Genomic DNA, 14304 nt, shown 5'->3' with positions numbered 1-14304 from the left:
TTGTCCGCTCAGATCATCGCGATCGACGCAATGGGCGGGGACTTCGGTCCCCGCAGCATTGTCCAGGCTAGCCTAGCCTGCCTTTCGGCTACCCCCTCGCTGCACCTGACCCTCGTCGGTCAACCCTCCCTCCTTGAAGAGCTTGTCAGCGGCCAATCGGCTGCGGATCGCGCGCGCCTGCAAATCGTTGCGGCCAGTGAGGTGGTCGGGATGGACGAGCGGCCCTCCCAGGCGTTGCGTGGCAAGCCCGACTCGTCGATGCGCATCGCCCTCGAACTGGTCCGTGACGGCAAGGCCCAGGCGTGCGTGAGTGCCGGCAATACCGGTGCGCTCATGGCCCTGTCGCGCTTCGTGCTCAAGACCTTGCCCGGCATCGATCGCCCGGCGATGGTGGCGGCGATTCCCACCCAGGCCGGCTATTGCCAGCTGCTCGACCTGGGCGCCAACGTCGATTGCAGTGCCGAAAACCTCTACCAGTTCGCCGTGATGGGCTCGGTGGCCGCCCAGGCCCTGGGTGTGCAGCGGCCGCGGGTGGCGCTGCTCAATATCGGTACCGAGGACATCAAGGGTAACCAGCAGGTCAAGCTGGCCGCCAGCCTGTTGCAAAGCGCCCGGGGGCTCAACTACATCGGTTTCGTCGAGGGCGACGGGTTGTACCGTGGCGAGGCGGACGTGGTGGTGTGCGACGGCTTTGTCGGCAACATCCTGCTCAAATCCAGCGAAGGCCTGGCAACCATGATCGGTGCGCGCATCGAGGCGTTGTTCCGGGGTGGAATGCTGGCGCGTGCCGCCGGGGCGATGGCCATGCCGCTGCTCAAGCGCCTGCAGGCCGACCTGGCGCCGGCGCGGCACAATGGCGCCAGCTTCCTCGGCTTGCAGGGGATCGTCATCAAAAGCCATGGTTCTGCCGGTGTGCAGGGTTTCCAGAGCGCGATTCAGCGTGCGTTGATCGAGATCCAGGAGAACCTGCCGCAACGCCTGCATGGCAGGCTGGAGGATTTGTTGCCGTAGTGGCCGTGCGGGAAAAACAAAGACTTTGGGCATATCGCCCATGAAGTGCTTAAATGTGACCGCTTGGTCCGCCGCACCATCCAAGTTTTCAGATTTCGCGCTCGGCCTTTGGCCTGGCGCACCCTATCCGACGACAAGATCATAAGGGCTTGTTCAATGTCTGCATCCCTCGCATTCGTCTTTCCCGGTCAAGGTTCCCAGTCGCTGGGCATGCTCGCCGAGCTCGGCGCTGAAAAGCCGGTAATCGTCGAAACCTTCAAGGAAGCTTCCGAGGCTCTGGGCTACGACCTGTGGAAGCTGGTCCAGGAAGGTCCGGAAGAACAACTCAACCAAACCGACAAGACTCAGCCGGCCATCCTCACCGCCTCCATCGCCCTGTGGCGCCTGTGGCTGGATGAGGGTGGCGCGCAGCCGGCCTTCGTCGCAGGCCACAGCCTGGGTGAATACAGCGCCCTGGTCGCTGCTGGCAGCCTGTCGCTGAAGGACGCCGTTCGCCTGGTCGAGCGCCGTGGCCAGCTGATGCAGGAAGCCGTGCCGGCCGGTCATGGCGCCATGGCCGCCATTCTTGGCCTGGACGACGCCGTCGTGGTTGAGCTCTGCGCCAAGGCCGCCGAAGATGAAGTGGTCAGTGCGGTGAACTTCAACTCGCCGGGCCAGGTGGTGATCGCCGGCAACAAGGCCGCCGTGGATCGCGCCATGGAACTGTGCAAAGAGGCCGGTGCCAAGCGCGCCTTGCCGCTGGCGGTCAGTGTGCCGTCGCATTGCGCACTGATGAAGCCAGCCGCCGAGCGTTTCGCCGAGTTCGTCAACGCCATCGAGTGGAAAGCACCGCAGATTCCGGTGGTGCAGAACGTCACTGCCGCTATCGCTGCCGACCTCGATGCACTCAAGCAAGACCTGCTGGCACAGCTCTACCAGCCTGTGCGCTGGGTTGAATGCGTGCAGGCCCTGGCCGCGCGTGGCGCGGTGAACCTGGTCGAGTGTGGTCCAGGCAAGGTCCTGGCTGGTCTGAACAAGCGTTGCGCCGACGGTGTGACCACCTACAACCTCAATACCCCTGACGCCGTCGCCGCCACCCGTGCGGCGCTGGCCTGAATCTGGAGACGCTTGCATGAGCCTGCAAGGTAAAGTTGCACTGGTTACCGGCGCCAGCCGTGGCATCGGCCAGGCCATCGCCCTCGAACTCGGCCGCCAGGGCGCGACCGTGATCGGTACCGCCACCTCGGCCTCCGGCGCCGAGCGCATTGCCGCCACCTTGAAAGAGCACGGCATCAACGGCACCGGCATGGAGCTGAACGTGACCAGTGCCGAATCCGTCGAGGCGGTACTGAGCGCCATCGGCGAGCAGTTCGGTGCGCCGGCCATCCTGGTCAACAACGCTGGCATCACCCGTGACAACCTCATGCTGCGCATGAAGGACGACGAGTGGTTCGACGTGATCGATACCAACCTCAACAGCCTCTACCGTCTGTCCAAGGGCGTGCTGCGCGGCATGACCAAGGCACGCTGGGGTCGTATCATCAGCATCGGTTCGGTGGTGGGTGCCATGGGCAACGCCGGCCAGGCCAACTACGCGGCCGCCAAGGCTGGCCTCGAGGGCTTCAGTCGCGCCCTGGCGCGTGAAGTGGGTTCGCGTGGCATTACCGTCAACTCGGTTACGCCAGGCTTCATCGACACAGACATGACCCGCGAGCTGCCTGAAGCGCAGCGCGAAGCCCTGCAGAAGGAAATTCCGCTGGGCCGCCTGGGCCAGGCCGACGAGATCGCCAAGGTGGTTTCGTTCCTGGCTTCCGACGGCGCAGCCTACGTTACCGGTGCCACTGTGCCGGTGAATGGCGGGATGTACATGTAAAAACCGCAATGCAATGTGACGGATCGCTTCAAAAAAGAGTCATACTGCGAGCCTAAAATCCGTTATAAAGCTGCAATCAGATTCCAGGCAGAGGGTTGAGTGATCGGGTGAAGGACGCGATACGCTTGAAAAGCAGGCGTCTTTCTATAAACTTGGTCACCGGCCAGCTGCCTGACATATGTCCATTAGGAGTGAAAACTAGGTATGAGCACCATCGAAGAACGCGTCAAGAAAATCGTCGCCGAGCAACTGGGCGTCAAGGAAGAGGAAGTCAAGAACGAATCGTCCTTCGTCGATGATCTGGGCGCCGACTCGCTTGACACCGTTGAGCTGGTGATGGCTCTGGAAGAGGAATTCGAGACCGAAATCCCTGACGAAGAAGCCGAGAAGATCACTACCGTTCAAGCTGCTATCGACTACGTCAACAGCCACAAGGCTTAAGACGCTGTAGTCGACGCTTCTTGTCGGGGAAAACCGCACTGCCTTCGCTGGCGTGCGGTTTTTTCTTTGCAAGACGCCGATCCGTGAGCTGTTAGAGCTTGTTGCCATTTCATTCCATTGCTTTGAATGCAATGGCAAGAAACTCTGTTATTGAAAAAGGAGAGTACTGTGTCGCGTAGACGCGTCGTGGTCACCGGTATGGGTATGCTGTCGCCACTGGGTACCGATGTACCAAGCACCTGGCAGGGCATTCTGGCTGGCCGCAGTGGCATTGGTCCGATCGAGCATACGGATCTGTCTGCCTACTCCACCCGTTTTGGCGGCTCGGTGAAGGGCTTCGAAGTCGAGCAGTACCTGTCGGCCAAGGAAGCGCGCAAGCTTGACCTGTTCATTCAATACGGCCTGGCGGCCGGTTTCCAGGCAGTGCGCAACGCCGGCCTGGAGGTCACCGACGCCAACCGTGAGCGCATCGGCGTGGCCATGGGCTCTGGCATCGGCGGCCTCACCAACATCGAAGAGACCAGCCGTACCTTGCACGAGCAAGGCCCGCGCCGGATCTCGCCGTTCTTCGTGCCTGGCTCGATCATCAACATGATCTCCGGTTTCCTGTCGATCCACCTGGGGTTGCAGGGGCCGAACTACGCCATCGCCACCGCCTGCACTACCGGCACCCATTGCATCGGCATGGCCGCGCGCAACATCGCCTACGGCGAAGCCGACGTGATGATCGCTGGCGGCGCCGAGATGGCGGCCTGTGGCCTGGGCATGGGCGGTTTCGGTGCCTCCCGCGCGCTGTCGACCCGCAACGACGAGCCGGCCCGTGCCAGCCGTCCGTGGGACAAGGGCCGTGACGGTTTCGTGCTGTCGGACGGTGCCGGTGCCCTGGTGCTCGAAGAGCTCGAGCACGCCAAGGCGCGCGGCGCGACCATCTACGCCGAGCTCGTTGGTTTCGGCATGAGCGGTGATGCCTACCACATGACTTCGCCCCCCGACACCGGCGAAGGCGCTGCCCGCTGCATGGCCAACGCCTTGCGCGATGCTGGTATCCAGCCGGAAGAGGTCAGTTACATCAATGCCCATGGCACCTCGACGCCAGCCGGCGATGTGGCCGAAGTGGCGGCGATCAAGCGGGTGTTCGGCGAGCACGCCTACAAGCTGGCAGTCAGCTCGACCAAATCGATGACTGGCCACCTGTTGGGGGCTGCCGGGGCGGTGGAGGCAATCTTCAGCGTGCTGGCGATCAACAGTCAGATGGCGCCGCCAACCATCAACCTGGACGAGCCGGACGAAGGTTGTGACCTTGACTTCGTGCCGCACCAGGCACGCAGCATGCCGATCGATGTGGTGTTGTCCAACTCGTTCGGCTTCGGTGGCACCAACGGCTCGCTGGTATTCCGCCGGTTCGCCGACTGATGCACAGCTGGATCGACGGCCAGGAAGCGACTGCGGTCAACCTGCAGAACCGCGGCCTGGCCTACGGTGATGGGCTGTTCGAGACCATTGCCGTGCGAGGTGGCAGGCCCAGCCTGCTCACGCGACACCTCGACCGCCTGGCGCTGGGTTGCCAGCGCCTGGCGATCGAAGTCGACCTGACGCTCGTTCGCAATGAACTGTTGCAGTTCGCCAGCCAGCTGGGCGAGGGCGTCGCCAAGCTCATGCTTACCCGCGGCGATAGCCTGCGGGGCTATGCCCCGGCAGTCGGTGCACCGGCACGGCGCATCCTCCAAGGCGGCCCGTTGCCCACTTATCCTGCGCAGAATGCCGAGCATGGCATCCGCGTGTTCCCTTGCCGCACACGCCTTGCGGAACAACCGTTGCTGGCAGGCCTCAAACACCTCAATCGCCTCGAGCAGGTGTTGGCCCGTGCCGAATGGCAGGACGCCGCGTTTGCCGAAGGCCTGATGCGTGACAGCCAAGGGCGGGTGATCGAAGGGGTATACAGCAACCTGTTCCTGGTGCGCGAGGGTACGTTGCTGACCGCCGACCTGAGCCGATGCGGCGTGGCCGGTGTGATGCGTGCGGCGCTGCTGGAGCAGGCGGTTGCCCTGGGCATACCCGCACAGGTACGTGACCTGGCGCTTTCGGAGCTTGAGCAGGCCGATGAAGTCTTCGTCTGCAACAGCGTCTATGGTGTCTGGCCCGTGCTTGAATTCACCTCGCTGAACTGGCCGGCGGGGCCACTCACCCGTAAACTGCAGGCCGTTGCCCGTACGTTACTGGATACCTGAATTCGTGAGACGCAAATTCCTGCTGCTGCTGGAAATGAGCTTGATCATCGCCGGCCTGGCGCTGGGCTGGGCTGCCTGGAAGGTCAACTCGGTCCTGGAGCAGCCGCTGCAAGTGGCACAGGAGCGCATGCTCGACGTGCCCAACGGCACCACACCCAATCGCATGTTCTACCGCATGCAGGCTGAAGGTCTGCTTGAAGACCCGGTGTGGCTACGCCTGTACTGGCGCTTCAACATGGCCGGTACCCCCCTGCACACCGGCGAGTACCGCCTTACCCCGGGCATGACTGTGGGCCAGCTGTTCGATGCCTGGAAGCGTGGCGACGTGGTGCAGTACAACCTGACCCTGGTTGAAGGCTGGACCTTCCGTCAGGTGCGCGCTGCCGTCGCCAAGCACGAGAAGGTCAAACATACGTTGGAGGGCTTGTCCGACGAAGAAGTGATGGACAAGCTCGGCCATACCGGTGTTTTCCCCGAAGGTCGTTTTTTCCCCGATACCTATCGCTTCGTGCGTGGCATGAGCGACGTCGAGCTGTTGCAGCAGGCCTACATGCGCCTGGAGGAAGTGCTGGCCAAGGAGTGGGCCGAGCGCACCACCGACCTGCCATACCGCGACCCCTATCAGGCGTTAATCATGGCCTCGCTGGTAGAGAAGGAAACCGGCATTCCCCAGGAGCGCGGGCAGATTGCCGGGGTGTTCGTGCGGCGCATGCGCCTGGGCATGATGCTGCAGACCGACCCCACCGTGATCTACGGCATGGGCGAGCGCTACAACGGCAAGATCACCCGTGCCGACCTGCGTGAGCCAACGCCGTACAACACCTACACCATGACCGGCCTGCCACCGACGCCCATCGCCATGGTCGGGCGCGAGGCGATCCATGCCGCGCTGAACCCCAGTGATGGCTCGAGCCTGTACTTCGTGGCCCGCGGCGACGGTAGCCATGTGTTCTCCGACGACCTGGACGATCACAACAGCGCCGTGCGCGAGTTCCAGCTCAAGCGCCGTGCGGACTACCGCTCCAGCCCCGCGCCCCAGGAGCCCGCCGCGCCAGACGCCAGCGAGCCACCGGCCCCGACGCCCATGCCCGAGGGCGACACGGCTGCCCCCACCGATGAATCCGCGCCGGCCGATGCACCGGCGCCAGACGACAGTAAGGAACGCTCGTGAGCGGTTTGTTTATCACCCTGGAAGGCCCCGAAGGCGCGGGCAAGAGCACCAACCGCGAGTACCTGGCGGCGCGTCTGCGCGAGCACGGCATCGATGTGGTGATGACCCGCGAGCCCGGCGGCACACCGCTGGCCGAGCGTATTCGCGAGCTGCTGCTGGCCCCCAGTGACGAGGTCATGGCGGTCGATACCGAGCTGCTGCTGATGTTCGCCGCCCGCGCCCAGCACCTGGCCGAGGTCATTCGCCCGGCGTTGGCCCGCGGCGCCGTGGTGCTGTGCGACCGCTTCACCGATGCAACCTATGCCTACCAGGGCGGTGGTCGTGGCCTGTCGGTGGAGCGCATCGCCATTCTCGAGGCGTTCGTCCAGGGTGAACTGCGCCCTGACTTGACCTTGGTTTTCGACCTGCCGGTGGAAGTCGGCCTGGCCCGCGCCGCGGCCCGTGGCCGGCTGGACCGTTTCGAGCAGGAAGGCCAGGCGTTCTTCGAAGCCGTGCGCCAGGCCTACCTGCAGCGTGCAGGTCAACAGCCGCAGCGCTACAGCCTGCTGGACGCCGCGCAGCCGCTGGAGGCGGTACAGCGGGCCATCGATGCGTTGCTGCCGGGCATCCTGGAGCGTTGCCGTGGCTGAAGCCTACCCCTGGCAGCAGGCATTGTGGCAACAGATGGCTGGCCGCAGCCAGCATGCCCACGCCTACCTGCTGCACGGGCCTCAGGGGATCGGCAAGCGCGCCTTGGCCGAGCGGCTGATGGCGCGCTTGTTGTGCCAGCAGCCCAATGGGCTGGATGCCTGCGGTCAGTGCAAGGCATGCCTGCTGCTCAAGGCTGGCAGCCACCCGGACAATTTCGTACTGGAGCCGGAAGAGGCCGACAAGCCGATCAAGATCGACCAGGTGCGCGACCTGGTGTCGTTCGTGGTGCAGACTGCCCAGCAGGGCGGGCGCAAGGTGGTGCTGATCGAGCCGGTGGAGGCGATGAACATCAATGCCTCCAACGCGCTGCTCAAAAGCCTCGAGGAGCCTTCTGGCGACACCGTGCTGCTGCTCGTGAGCCACCAGCCCAGTCGTCTGCTGCCCACCATCAAGAGCCGTTGCCAGCAGGTCGCCTGCCCGCAACCCAGCCTGGCCCAGAGCCGCGCCTGGCTGGCCGATGCCCTTGCCGACAGCACCGACGACGAGCGTGAAGAACTGCTGACGCTGGCCGCCGGTTCGCCGTTGATGGCCGTCAGCCTGCAGGCGCAGGGTGTGCGCGAGCAGCGCGCGCTGGTCACCGATGGCGTGAAGAAGCTGCTCAAGCAACAGCAATCACCCAGTCAGCTGGCCGAGTCTTGGAAAGACGTACCGCTGCTGTTGCTGTTCGACTGGTTCTGCGACTGGTCGCACTTGATCCTGCGTTATCAATTGACCCAGGACGAGGAAGGGTTAGGCTTGAGCGACATGCGCAAGGTGCTGCAGTACCTGGCGCAGAAAAGCCGCCAGGGCAAAGTGCTGGAGGTCCAGGCGTGGATCCTCGAGCAGCGCCAGAAAGTACTGGGCAAGGCCAACCTCAACCGCGTGCTGCTGCTCGAAGCCTTGCTTGCCCATTGGCTGCAACTGCCGGGCGCTCGCTGATCCCACCGTTCATTGATGTGTGTCGTATTCCCATGCTCGTAGATTCCCATTGCCACCTCGATCGTCTTGACCTGAGTGCCCACCAAGGCTCCCTCGATGCCGCCCTCCAGGCGGCGCGCGAGCGCGGGGTAGGGCACTTCCTGTGCATCGGCGTGAGCGCCGAAAACGCCGGTGCGGTCAAGGCGCTCAGCGAACAGTACGCCGATGTGGACTGTTCGGTGGGGGTGCATCCGCTGGACCTTGCCCCGGGTGAAACCCCGGCGCTGGAATGGCTGCTGCGCGAACTGACCCACCCGCACGTGGTGGCCATCGGCGAGACTGGCCTGGACTATCACTACGAGCCAGAGGCCGCCGAGTTGCAGCAGGCTTCGTTCCGCCTGCATCTGGAGGCCTCGCGCCAGACCGGCAAGCCGGTCATCGTGCATACCCGCGCGGCGCGAGCCGACACCCTGGCGTTGCTGCGCGAGGCCAGCTTGCCACAGGCCGGTGTGCTGCATTGCTTCACCGAGGACTGGGAGATGGCCAAGGCGGCGCTCGACCTGGGTTACTACATCTCGTTGTCGGGTATTGTCACGTTCCGCAATGCCGACGCGTTGCGCGAAGTGGCCCGGCAGGTGCCTGTCGACCGCCTGCTGGTGGAAACCGACTCGCCGTACCTGGCGCCCATCCCTTATCGAGGCAAGCCCAACCTGCCGCAGTACGTGCGCGAAGTGGCCGAATACGTTGCCTCGCTGCGTGGGGTGAGCTATGCGCAGCTGGCCGAGCAGACCACCGCCAACTTCAAGCGGCTATTCCCCTTGGCACGCGTCGCCTGATCCTGCCAGCGGCCCTGTGGGAGCCGGCTTGCCGGCGATCAGGAGTCGCACCGATCACTTGCCGGAACCCAGGCAAAAAAAACCCGGGTTCTGGGGGGGGAATCCGGGTTAAGACCATTAGGAGTAAAACAAAGGTACGCGGTCCCTGGGCACCTTTATCGGCGCGCCACTTGGGGGGGATGCGCCGCGCCAACACTTCAAGTATTGGTCAGGTTTCGCGCCCCGCCAGCGTTCGCTGGTCGTTTTTTAAACAGATTTGGAATACGTGCGCGGCCCCTAGGGCGATCCATGCATGGCGATGTGCCGGACCTGTCGCAGCGCATCGTCGATCAGGCGTTCATCGGTATAGAAATGTGGGGAAAAACGCACTCCAGGGCCGCGTTGGGCGCAGATAACCTGATTGGCGGTCAAGGCTCGATAAATGTCGGCGTTGGCTCTGCCATCCACACTGAAATTGACGATGCCGGCGCGGCGCTCCGGATCCGTTGGGCTGTGCAGCTGCACCCCGGGAATCGCCTCGAGGCCCATGTGCAATTGTGCGATGCGCTGCTCGAGCAGCTTGGCCACCCTCGGCATGCCGACATCTTCCAGCAGTGACAGACTGGCCTCCAGCGCACAGGCGCCGAGCATGTTCGGGCTGCCAGGTTCGAAGCGCCGGGCGCTGGGGGCGGGTTGCCACTGGCGACGTTCGAAGTCGCCCAGGTGCTCGAGCATGTGCCAGCCGTAGTTATGCAACTTCAACTGTCGACGCAGTTCGCTGCGGCAATAGAAAAACCCTAGGCCCTCGGGGCCGAGCATCCATTTGTGGCCGTCGGCCATGGCGAAATCGCAGGTATAGGCCTGCACGTCGAAGGGCAGGGCCCCTACCTGCTGGATCGCATCGACGCAAAACAGCACGTTCCTCGCGCGACAACCCTGGCCCAGGCGAGTGAGGTCCAGGCGCAGGCCGCTGGCGAACTGCACGGCGCTGACCGCAAGCAGGCGGGCGCGGTGGCCGCAGGCAGCCAGCAACGCGGCTTCTGGATCGTCTACTGCCAGTTGCACTTCGATCACTTCGACGCCCTTGTCCGCCAGGGCCTGCCACACCACGCGGTTGGAGGGAAACTCCTCGTCGCTGATGATCACCTGGTCGCCGTGCCGCCACTCAAGACCAAAGGCCACCAGCGACAAGGCCTGGGACGTATTGCCGACCAGCGCGATATCGCCTGTGCTCGGTGCGTTGACCAGCCGCGCCAGGCGCTCGCGCAGGCGCCGCTCGGTCGCCAGCCACGCCGGATAATCGCTGGCACCTCGCCGAGCGTTGTCTTGGGCGAAGCGCGCCACAGCCTCGGCAGTTCGCCGCGGCCAAGGGGCGATGGCAGCGTGGTTCAGATAGCACAGGCCCGGGGCGTGTTCGAACTCATCGTGAAACAGAGACATGGTTGGAAGATCCGTGCAATTTGCCGCCAGTTAGGCATAATAATCCGCTTCGATTGTCATCCTAGTCCTACCTATGCACAAAGAACCTCGTAAGGTCCGTGAGTTTCGCCGCCGCGAGCAGGAAATCCTCGACACGGCGCTCAAGCTGTTTCTCGAACAGGGTGAAGACAGTGTCACCGTCGAGATGATCGCCGACGCCGTGGGCATCGGCAAAGGCACGATCTACAAGCACTTCAAGTCCAAGGCCGAGATCTACCTGCGGCTGATGCTCGATTACGAGCGCGACCTGAACGAGCTGTTGCATTCGGCGGACGTCGACCGTGACAAGGAAGCCCTGTCGCGCGCCTATTTCGAGTTCCGCATGCGCGACCCGCAGCGCTACCGCTTGTTCGACCGCCTGGAAGAGAAGGTGGTCAAGGGCAACCAGGTGCCTGATATGGTCGAGCAGCTGCACAGCATTCGCGCCTCGAACTTCGATCGCTTGACGCAATTGATCAAGGGGCGCATCAGCGAAGGCAAGCTCGAGGACGTGCCGCCGTACTTCCACTACTGTGCGGCCTGGGCGTTGGTCCATGGCGCGGTGGCGCTGTACCACTCGCCGTTCTGGAGCAACGTGCTGGAGGATCAGGAAGGTTTCTTCCAGTTCCTCATGGATATTGGCGTGCGCATGGGCAACAAGCGCAAGCGCGACCCCGAAGCCGCGAACTGAAGCGCTCTGTGTGGTGCCGCCGGTCCTCGGCGGGCACCGCACTGTCCTGGCTGCGACATGAAAGCTTGCAAATTCCTGATTTATGAGTCAGGTTTTGCCGGCCAGATTTATCCATGCCGGAGTCACCCCATGATCGTCGATCGTCAAGGCAGGCGCTTTCGCAACCTGCGCGTCAGTCTGACTGCTGCCTGCAACTACGCCTGCACCTATTGCGTGCCTGACGGCAAGCGCTTGGTCGCGGCGCAGGACGAGCTTGATGCCGAGGCCCTGGCGCGTGGCGTCGCGTATCTGGTCGAGGCCGCCGGCATCGAACGTCTGCGCATCACGGGTGGAGAACCCTTGGTCAGCCCGCGCCTCGAAGCCTTCCTGGGCGCCGTGTCCGGGCTTGGGCTCGATGACATCAGCCTCACCACCAATGGCCAGTTACTCGCCCGCAAGCTACCGCTGCTGCGCGATGCCGGTATCCGCCGGCTGAATGTCTCGCTCGACACCCTCGACCCGATGGCGTTTCGCCGTATCGCCCGTGGCGGCGACCTGGCCAGTGTGCTGGACGGCATGGCCCAGGCCAGCGCCGCCGGCATGGCGATCAAGGTCAATATGGTGCCCATGCGCGGGCACAACCTCGACCAGGTCTTGCCGCTGCTGGACTATTGCCTGGAACGAGGCTACGAACTGCGTTTCATCGAGCTGATGCGCATGGGCCACTTGGCCCGCGACAGCAACGCCTTCCTGCAGCAGTTCGTGGGGCTGGAGCAGTTACTGGCGCTGATCGGTGATGCTCATGACTTCGAGCAGGCACAGCGCCCGGTGGATGCTACCGCGCTGCGCTACCGCATTCCCGGCAAGGGCCACTTCGGGGTGATCGCCAACGAAAGCGTTCCGTTCTGCCGTGCCTGTTCGCGGCTGCGGTTGTCTTCGACGGGTTGGTTGCATGGATGTCTGTCGTCGAGTAACCGCCACTATGTCGGCGACCTGCTCGGCAAGCCGCGCCACCAAGCCCTTCCAGCCTTGCAGCGGTTGCTGGTGAAGGCCTTGGCCGACAAGCAGGACCTGGCATTTTCCGGGGATGTGATGGTGATGAAGGTGATCGGCGGCTGACTCTGGCGCAAAAGCTGCATCTGGCGGCTATTCGCCGGTTTTTCGTCACCGGCCTCTGGAGGAAAGATGCGTAGCCTGGTCTTGCTGCTGGCGCTGATGGCGTTGGGCGGCTGCATGAATGTCAGCGATATGGGCGAGGGCGTCCGTTACCACATGAGTGACGCGGGCCTGCTGGATCACAGTGACACCACCCGTACCCTGTCGGTGCGCCTGCAGCCCGATTCGTTCATCTTCATCGGCCAGGGCGCTTTCATGCCGCCAGGCAAAGGGCCGCAGCCGAAGCAGAACGCCGTGGCCGACGAGGCCTTCAAGAGCTTCGTCGAGTACTTCCCGCTGGTACGTCGTGCCCAGGGCCCGCTAGGGCTTGAGGATGCCATCGCCGAAGCCCGTTCGGTGGGCGCCGACTATGTGTTGTACACCCGCTTCGCCCGTACCGACGACCGTATCGGCAATGGCGACGAATGGTATGACGAGCAGGCCGTCGATCGCCTGGGCTGGGACACGGGCGTGGTGCAGATGATGCTGATCGAGACCAGCACCCGCTACCTGATCGACACCGCGCGCATCAAGAGCCGTGGCGGTTTGTTGACGTTCCACGACAACAGCCCGCAGGATTTGCTTGCCGCGCCCATGCGCGAGTACGCTCGTAGCCTCCTGGGCATGAGCAACTGAACGAGCGCGCTATGAGCGATACCGGCAAGGCCAACGATCTTCTCGGGCAGATCCCCGCACACAAGGGGCTGCCCCCGGTGCATCTGTGGAGCCCGGACTTCTGTGGTGATATCGACATGCGTATCGCCCGCGACGGCACCTGGTACTACCTGGGCACGCCGATCGGGCGCAAGCCGATGGTCCGGTTGTTCTCCACCATCATTCGTCGCGATGGCGACGACTACTTCCTGGTCACGCCCGTGGAGAAAGTTGGCATCCGGGTCGATGACGCACCGTTCGTTGCCGTGCTGATGGAGGTGCAAGGGCAGGGCGAGCAACAAGTGCTGCGCTTCACCAGCAACGTCGACGACCAGGCCGAGGCCGGCCCGGAGCATCCGCTGCGGGTGGAGATCGACCCTGTAACTGGCGAGCCCGCTCCTTACCTGCTCATGCGCAGCAACCTCGAGGCACTGATCCATCGCAACGTCTTTTACCAGTTGGTCGACCTGGCGGTACCCAGGCTGATCGACGGTGAAACGTGGCTCGGCGTGTGGAGCCATGGCCAGTTCTACCCGATCGGGCGTGATGCCTGATTGCTGATCGGCCTCCTGCTTTTTCGCGATATTGGCCGTTTCTCCAAGGATGGGCCGCGCATAACCTGAAGGTATCAACCCCTCAGGAGATCGCTGTCCATGAATCCTTCCCGTCTTTGCATGTCCCTTCTATTGGCCTTCGGTCTGCTCGGCGCTCAATCGGCTGCCTGGGCGCACGGCGAAGCGCAGCACCCTGACCAGGTGAAGATCCTGCAAGAGCAACTCCCCACCAACGCACCCGGCAAGAAGGCCGTGATGCTCACCGTCAGTTATGCGCCTGGAGAGGCTTCGCCTGCGCATCAGCATCCGGGGGCGGTCATGGCGTATGTGCTGGAAGGTGCGGTGACCTCGAAGCTCAATGACGAAGCGGAAAAAACCTATAAGGCGGGTGAGTTCTGGTACGAGGCGCCAGGCACCGTGCACAGTGTGTCGCGCAACGCCAGCAAGACGCAGCCTGCGAAACTGCTGGTGTGGAGCCTGGTGGAGGAGGGCAAGCCGGTCACTGAGCCCTTGGCGAAACCCTGACGCACAGGCAATAAAAAACCTCCAGTGCTTGCGCATCTGGAGGTTTTTCAATGTTTGGCTCCGCGACCTGGACTCGAACCAGGGACCCAATGATTAACAGTCATTTGCTCTACCGACTGAGCTATCGCGGAATCTGCGCGTATCTTACCGAGCGGCCGAGGGAAGTCAAGCTTCCCTCGGACA

At 63.4% G+C, this 14304-nt stretch carries 16 protein-coding genes and 1 tRNA gene; 15 read left to right on the top strand and 2 right to left on the bottom strand.

The window, feature by feature from the left end; translation table 11 throughout:
* The 10 genes from plsX (at position 1) to IX761_RS01310 (ending at position 9126) form a co-directional block, all read left to right on the top strand.
* Positions 1-1011, top strand: a complete 1011-nt coding sequence (gene plsX, locus IX761_RS01355) for a phosphate acyltransferase PlsX (RefSeq protein ID WP_194787756.1) — start codon at positions 1-3, stop codon at positions 1009-1011.
* A gap of 156 nt (positions 1012-1167) precedes the next feature.
* Entirely contained in the window at positions 1168-2106 is a 939-nt protein-coding gene (fabD, locus tag IX761_RS01350; RefSeq protein ID WP_194787755.1) for an ACP S-malonyltransferase, read from the top strand.
* A gap of 16 nt (positions 2107-2122) precedes the next feature.
* On the top strand, positions 2123-2863 hold the full coding sequence (gene fabG / locus IX761_RS01345) for a 3-oxoacyl-ACP reductase FabG (RefSeq protein ID WP_194787754.1): 741 nt from the start codon (positions 2123-2125) through the stop codon (positions 2861-2863).
* A 204-nt stretch (positions 2864-3067) separates the two neighbouring features.
* Positions 3068-3304 carry an acyl carrier protein gene (acpP, locus tag IX761_RS01340; protein WP_054893073.1) on the top strand — a complete coding sequence of 79 codons (237 nt, stop codon included), beginning with the start codon at positions 3068-3070 and terminating at the stop codon, positions 3302-3304.
* A 168-nt stretch (positions 3305-3472) separates the two neighbouring features.
* Positions 3473-4717: a beta-ketoacyl-ACP synthase II gene (gene fabF, locus IX761_RS01335; RefSeq protein WP_194787753.1), complete on the top strand. Its 1245-nt coding sequence runs from the start codon at positions 3473-3475 to the stop codon at positions 4715-4717.
* A complete protein-coding gene (pabC, locus tag IX761_RS01330; RefSeq protein ID WP_194787752.1) occupies positions 4717-5532 on the top strand; it encodes an aminodeoxychorismate lyase in 816 nt (271 codons plus the stop codon). Before fabF ends, pabC begins: the two co-directional genes overlap by 1 nt.
* A 4-nt stretch (positions 5533-5536) precedes the next feature.
* Positions 5537-6703 carry an endolytic transglycosylase MltG gene (gene mltG, locus IX761_RS01325; RefSeq protein WP_194787751.1) on the top strand — a complete coding sequence of 389 codons (1167 nt, stop codon included), beginning with the start codon at positions 5537-5539 and terminating at the stop codon, positions 6701-6703.
* Positions 6700-7332 carry a dTMP kinase gene (tmk, locus tag IX761_RS01320; protein ID WP_194787750.1) on the top strand — a complete coding sequence of 211 codons (633 nt, stop codon included), beginning with the start codon at positions 6700-6702 and terminating at the stop codon, positions 7330-7332. Before mltG ends, tmk begins: the two co-directional genes overlap by 4 nt.
* Positions 7325-8311, top strand: coding sequence for a DNA polymerase III subunit delta' (locus IX761_RS01315; RefSeq protein ID WP_194787749.1), 987 nt, complete (start codon positions 7325-7327; stop codon positions 8309-8311). The genes tmk and IX761_RS01315 overlap by 8 nt, the downstream gene beginning before the upstream one ends.
* 32 nt (positions 8312-8343) lie before the next feature.
* Positions 8344-9126, top strand: coding sequence for a TatD family hydrolase (locus IX761_RS01310; RefSeq protein WP_194787748.1), 783 nt, complete (start codon positions 8344-8346; stop codon positions 9124-9126).
* Between the two features lie 276 nt (positions 9127-9402).
* On the opposite strand, the gene IX761_RS01305 is transcribed toward IX761_RS01310, so the two are convergent.
* Positions 9403-10545, bottom strand: a complete 1143-nt coding sequence (locus IX761_RS01305; protein ID WP_194787747.1) for an aminotransferase class V-fold PLP-dependent enzyme — start codon at positions 10543-10545, stop codon at positions 9403-9405.
* A gap of 73 nt (positions 10546-10618) precedes the next feature.
* On the opposite strand from IX761_RS01305, the gene IX761_RS01300 reads away from it, so the two are divergent.
* The 5 genes from IX761_RS01300 (at position 10619) to IX761_RS01280 (ending at position 14121) form a co-directional block, all read left to right on the top strand.
* Positions 10619-11254, top strand: a complete 636-nt coding sequence (locus tag IX761_RS01300) for a TetR/AcrR family transcriptional regulator (protein WP_194787746.1) — start codon at positions 10619-10621, stop codon at positions 11252-11254.
* Between the two features lie 129 nt (positions 11255-11383).
* Positions 11384-12352 (top strand): GTP 3',8-cyclase MoaA, encoded by a 969-nt coding sequence (locus tag IX761_RS01295; RefSeq protein ID WP_194787745.1) that lies wholly within the window; start codon positions 11384-11386, stop codon positions 12350-12352.
* Between the two features lie 66 nt (positions 12353-12418).
* Positions 12419-13024 carry a DUF4823 domain-containing protein gene (locus IX761_RS01290; protein WP_194787744.1) on the top strand — a complete coding sequence of 202 codons (606 nt, stop codon included), beginning with the start codon at positions 12419-12421 and terminating at the stop codon, positions 13022-13024.
* An 11-nt stretch (positions 13025-13035) separates the two neighbouring features.
* Positions 13036-13596 (top strand): DUF1285 domain-containing protein, encoded by a 561-nt coding sequence (locus IX761_RS01285; RefSeq protein WP_194787743.1) that lies wholly within the window; start codon positions 13036-13038, stop codon positions 13594-13596.
* 120 nt (positions 13597-13716) lie between these two features.
* Positions 13717-14121 (top strand): cupin domain-containing protein, encoded by a 405-nt coding sequence (locus tag IX761_RS01280; protein WP_416366751.1) that lies wholly within the window; start codon positions 13717-13719, stop codon positions 14119-14121.
* A 55-nt stretch (positions 14122-14176) separates the two neighbouring features.
* On the opposite strand, the gene IX761_RS01275 is transcribed toward IX761_RS01280, so the two are convergent.
* Positions 14177-14252 (bottom strand) — tRNA-Asn (locus tag IX761_RS01275).
* Positions 14253-14304: the final 52 nt, after the last annotated feature.

The organism is Pseudomonas sp. UFMG81 (assembly GCF_015354575.1).
GTDB lineage: Bacteria > Pseudomonadota > Gammaproteobacteria > Pseudomonadales > Pseudomonadaceae > Aquipseudomonas.
Note: the sequence above shows the minus strand (reverse complement) of the source record. Positions and strands in the feature narration are given on the sequence as shown.

What these genes read in the sequence shown, in the direction of transcription:
- fabD (WP_194787755.1), top strand. Translation starts at nt 1,168, where the DNA reads ATGTCTGCATCCCTCGCATTCGTCTTTCCCGGTCAAGGTTCCCAGTCG.
- fabG (WP_194787754.1), top strand. Translation starts at nt 2,123, where the DNA reads ATGAGCCTGCAAGGTAAAGTTGCACTGGTTACCGGCGCCAGCCGTGGC.
- acpP (WP_054893073.1), top strand. Translation starts at nt 3,068, where the DNA reads ATGAGCACCATCGAAGAACGCGTCAAGAAAATCGTCGCCGAGCAACTG.
- pabC (WP_194787752.1), top strand. Translation starts at nt 4,717, where the DNA reads ATGCACAGCTGGATCGACGGCCAGGAAGCGACTGCGGTCAACCTGCAG.
- IX761_RS01310 (WP_194787748.1), top strand. Translation starts at nt 8,344, where the DNA reads ATGCTCGTAGATTCCCATTGCCACCTCGATCGTCTTGACCTGAGTGCC.
- IX761_RS01305 (WP_194787747.1), bottom strand. Translation starts at nt 10,545, where the DNA reads ATGTCTCTGTTTCACGATGAGTTCGAACACGCCCCGGGCCTGTGCTAT.
- IX761_RS01300 (WP_194787746.1), top strand. Translation starts at nt 10,619, where the DNA reads ATGCACAAAGAACCTCGTAAGGTCCGTGAGTTTCGCCGCCGCGAGCAG.
- IX761_RS01295 (WP_194787745.1), top strand. Translation starts at nt 11,384, where the DNA reads ATGATCGTCGATCGTCAAGGCAGGCGCTTTCGCAACCTGCGCGTCAGT.
- IX761_RS01290 (WP_194787744.1), top strand. Translation starts at nt 12,419, where the DNA reads ATGCGTAGCCTGGTCTTGCTGCTGGCGCTGATGGCGTTGGGCGGCTGC.
- IX761_RS01285 (WP_194787743.1), top strand. Translation starts at nt 13,036, where the DNA reads ATGAGCGATACCGGCAAGGCCAACGATCTTCTCGGGCAGATCCCCGCA.
- IX761_RS01280 (WP_416366751.1), top strand. Translation starts at nt 13,717, where the DNA reads ATGTCCCTTCTATTGGCCTTCGGTCTGCTCGGCGCTCAATCGGCTGCC.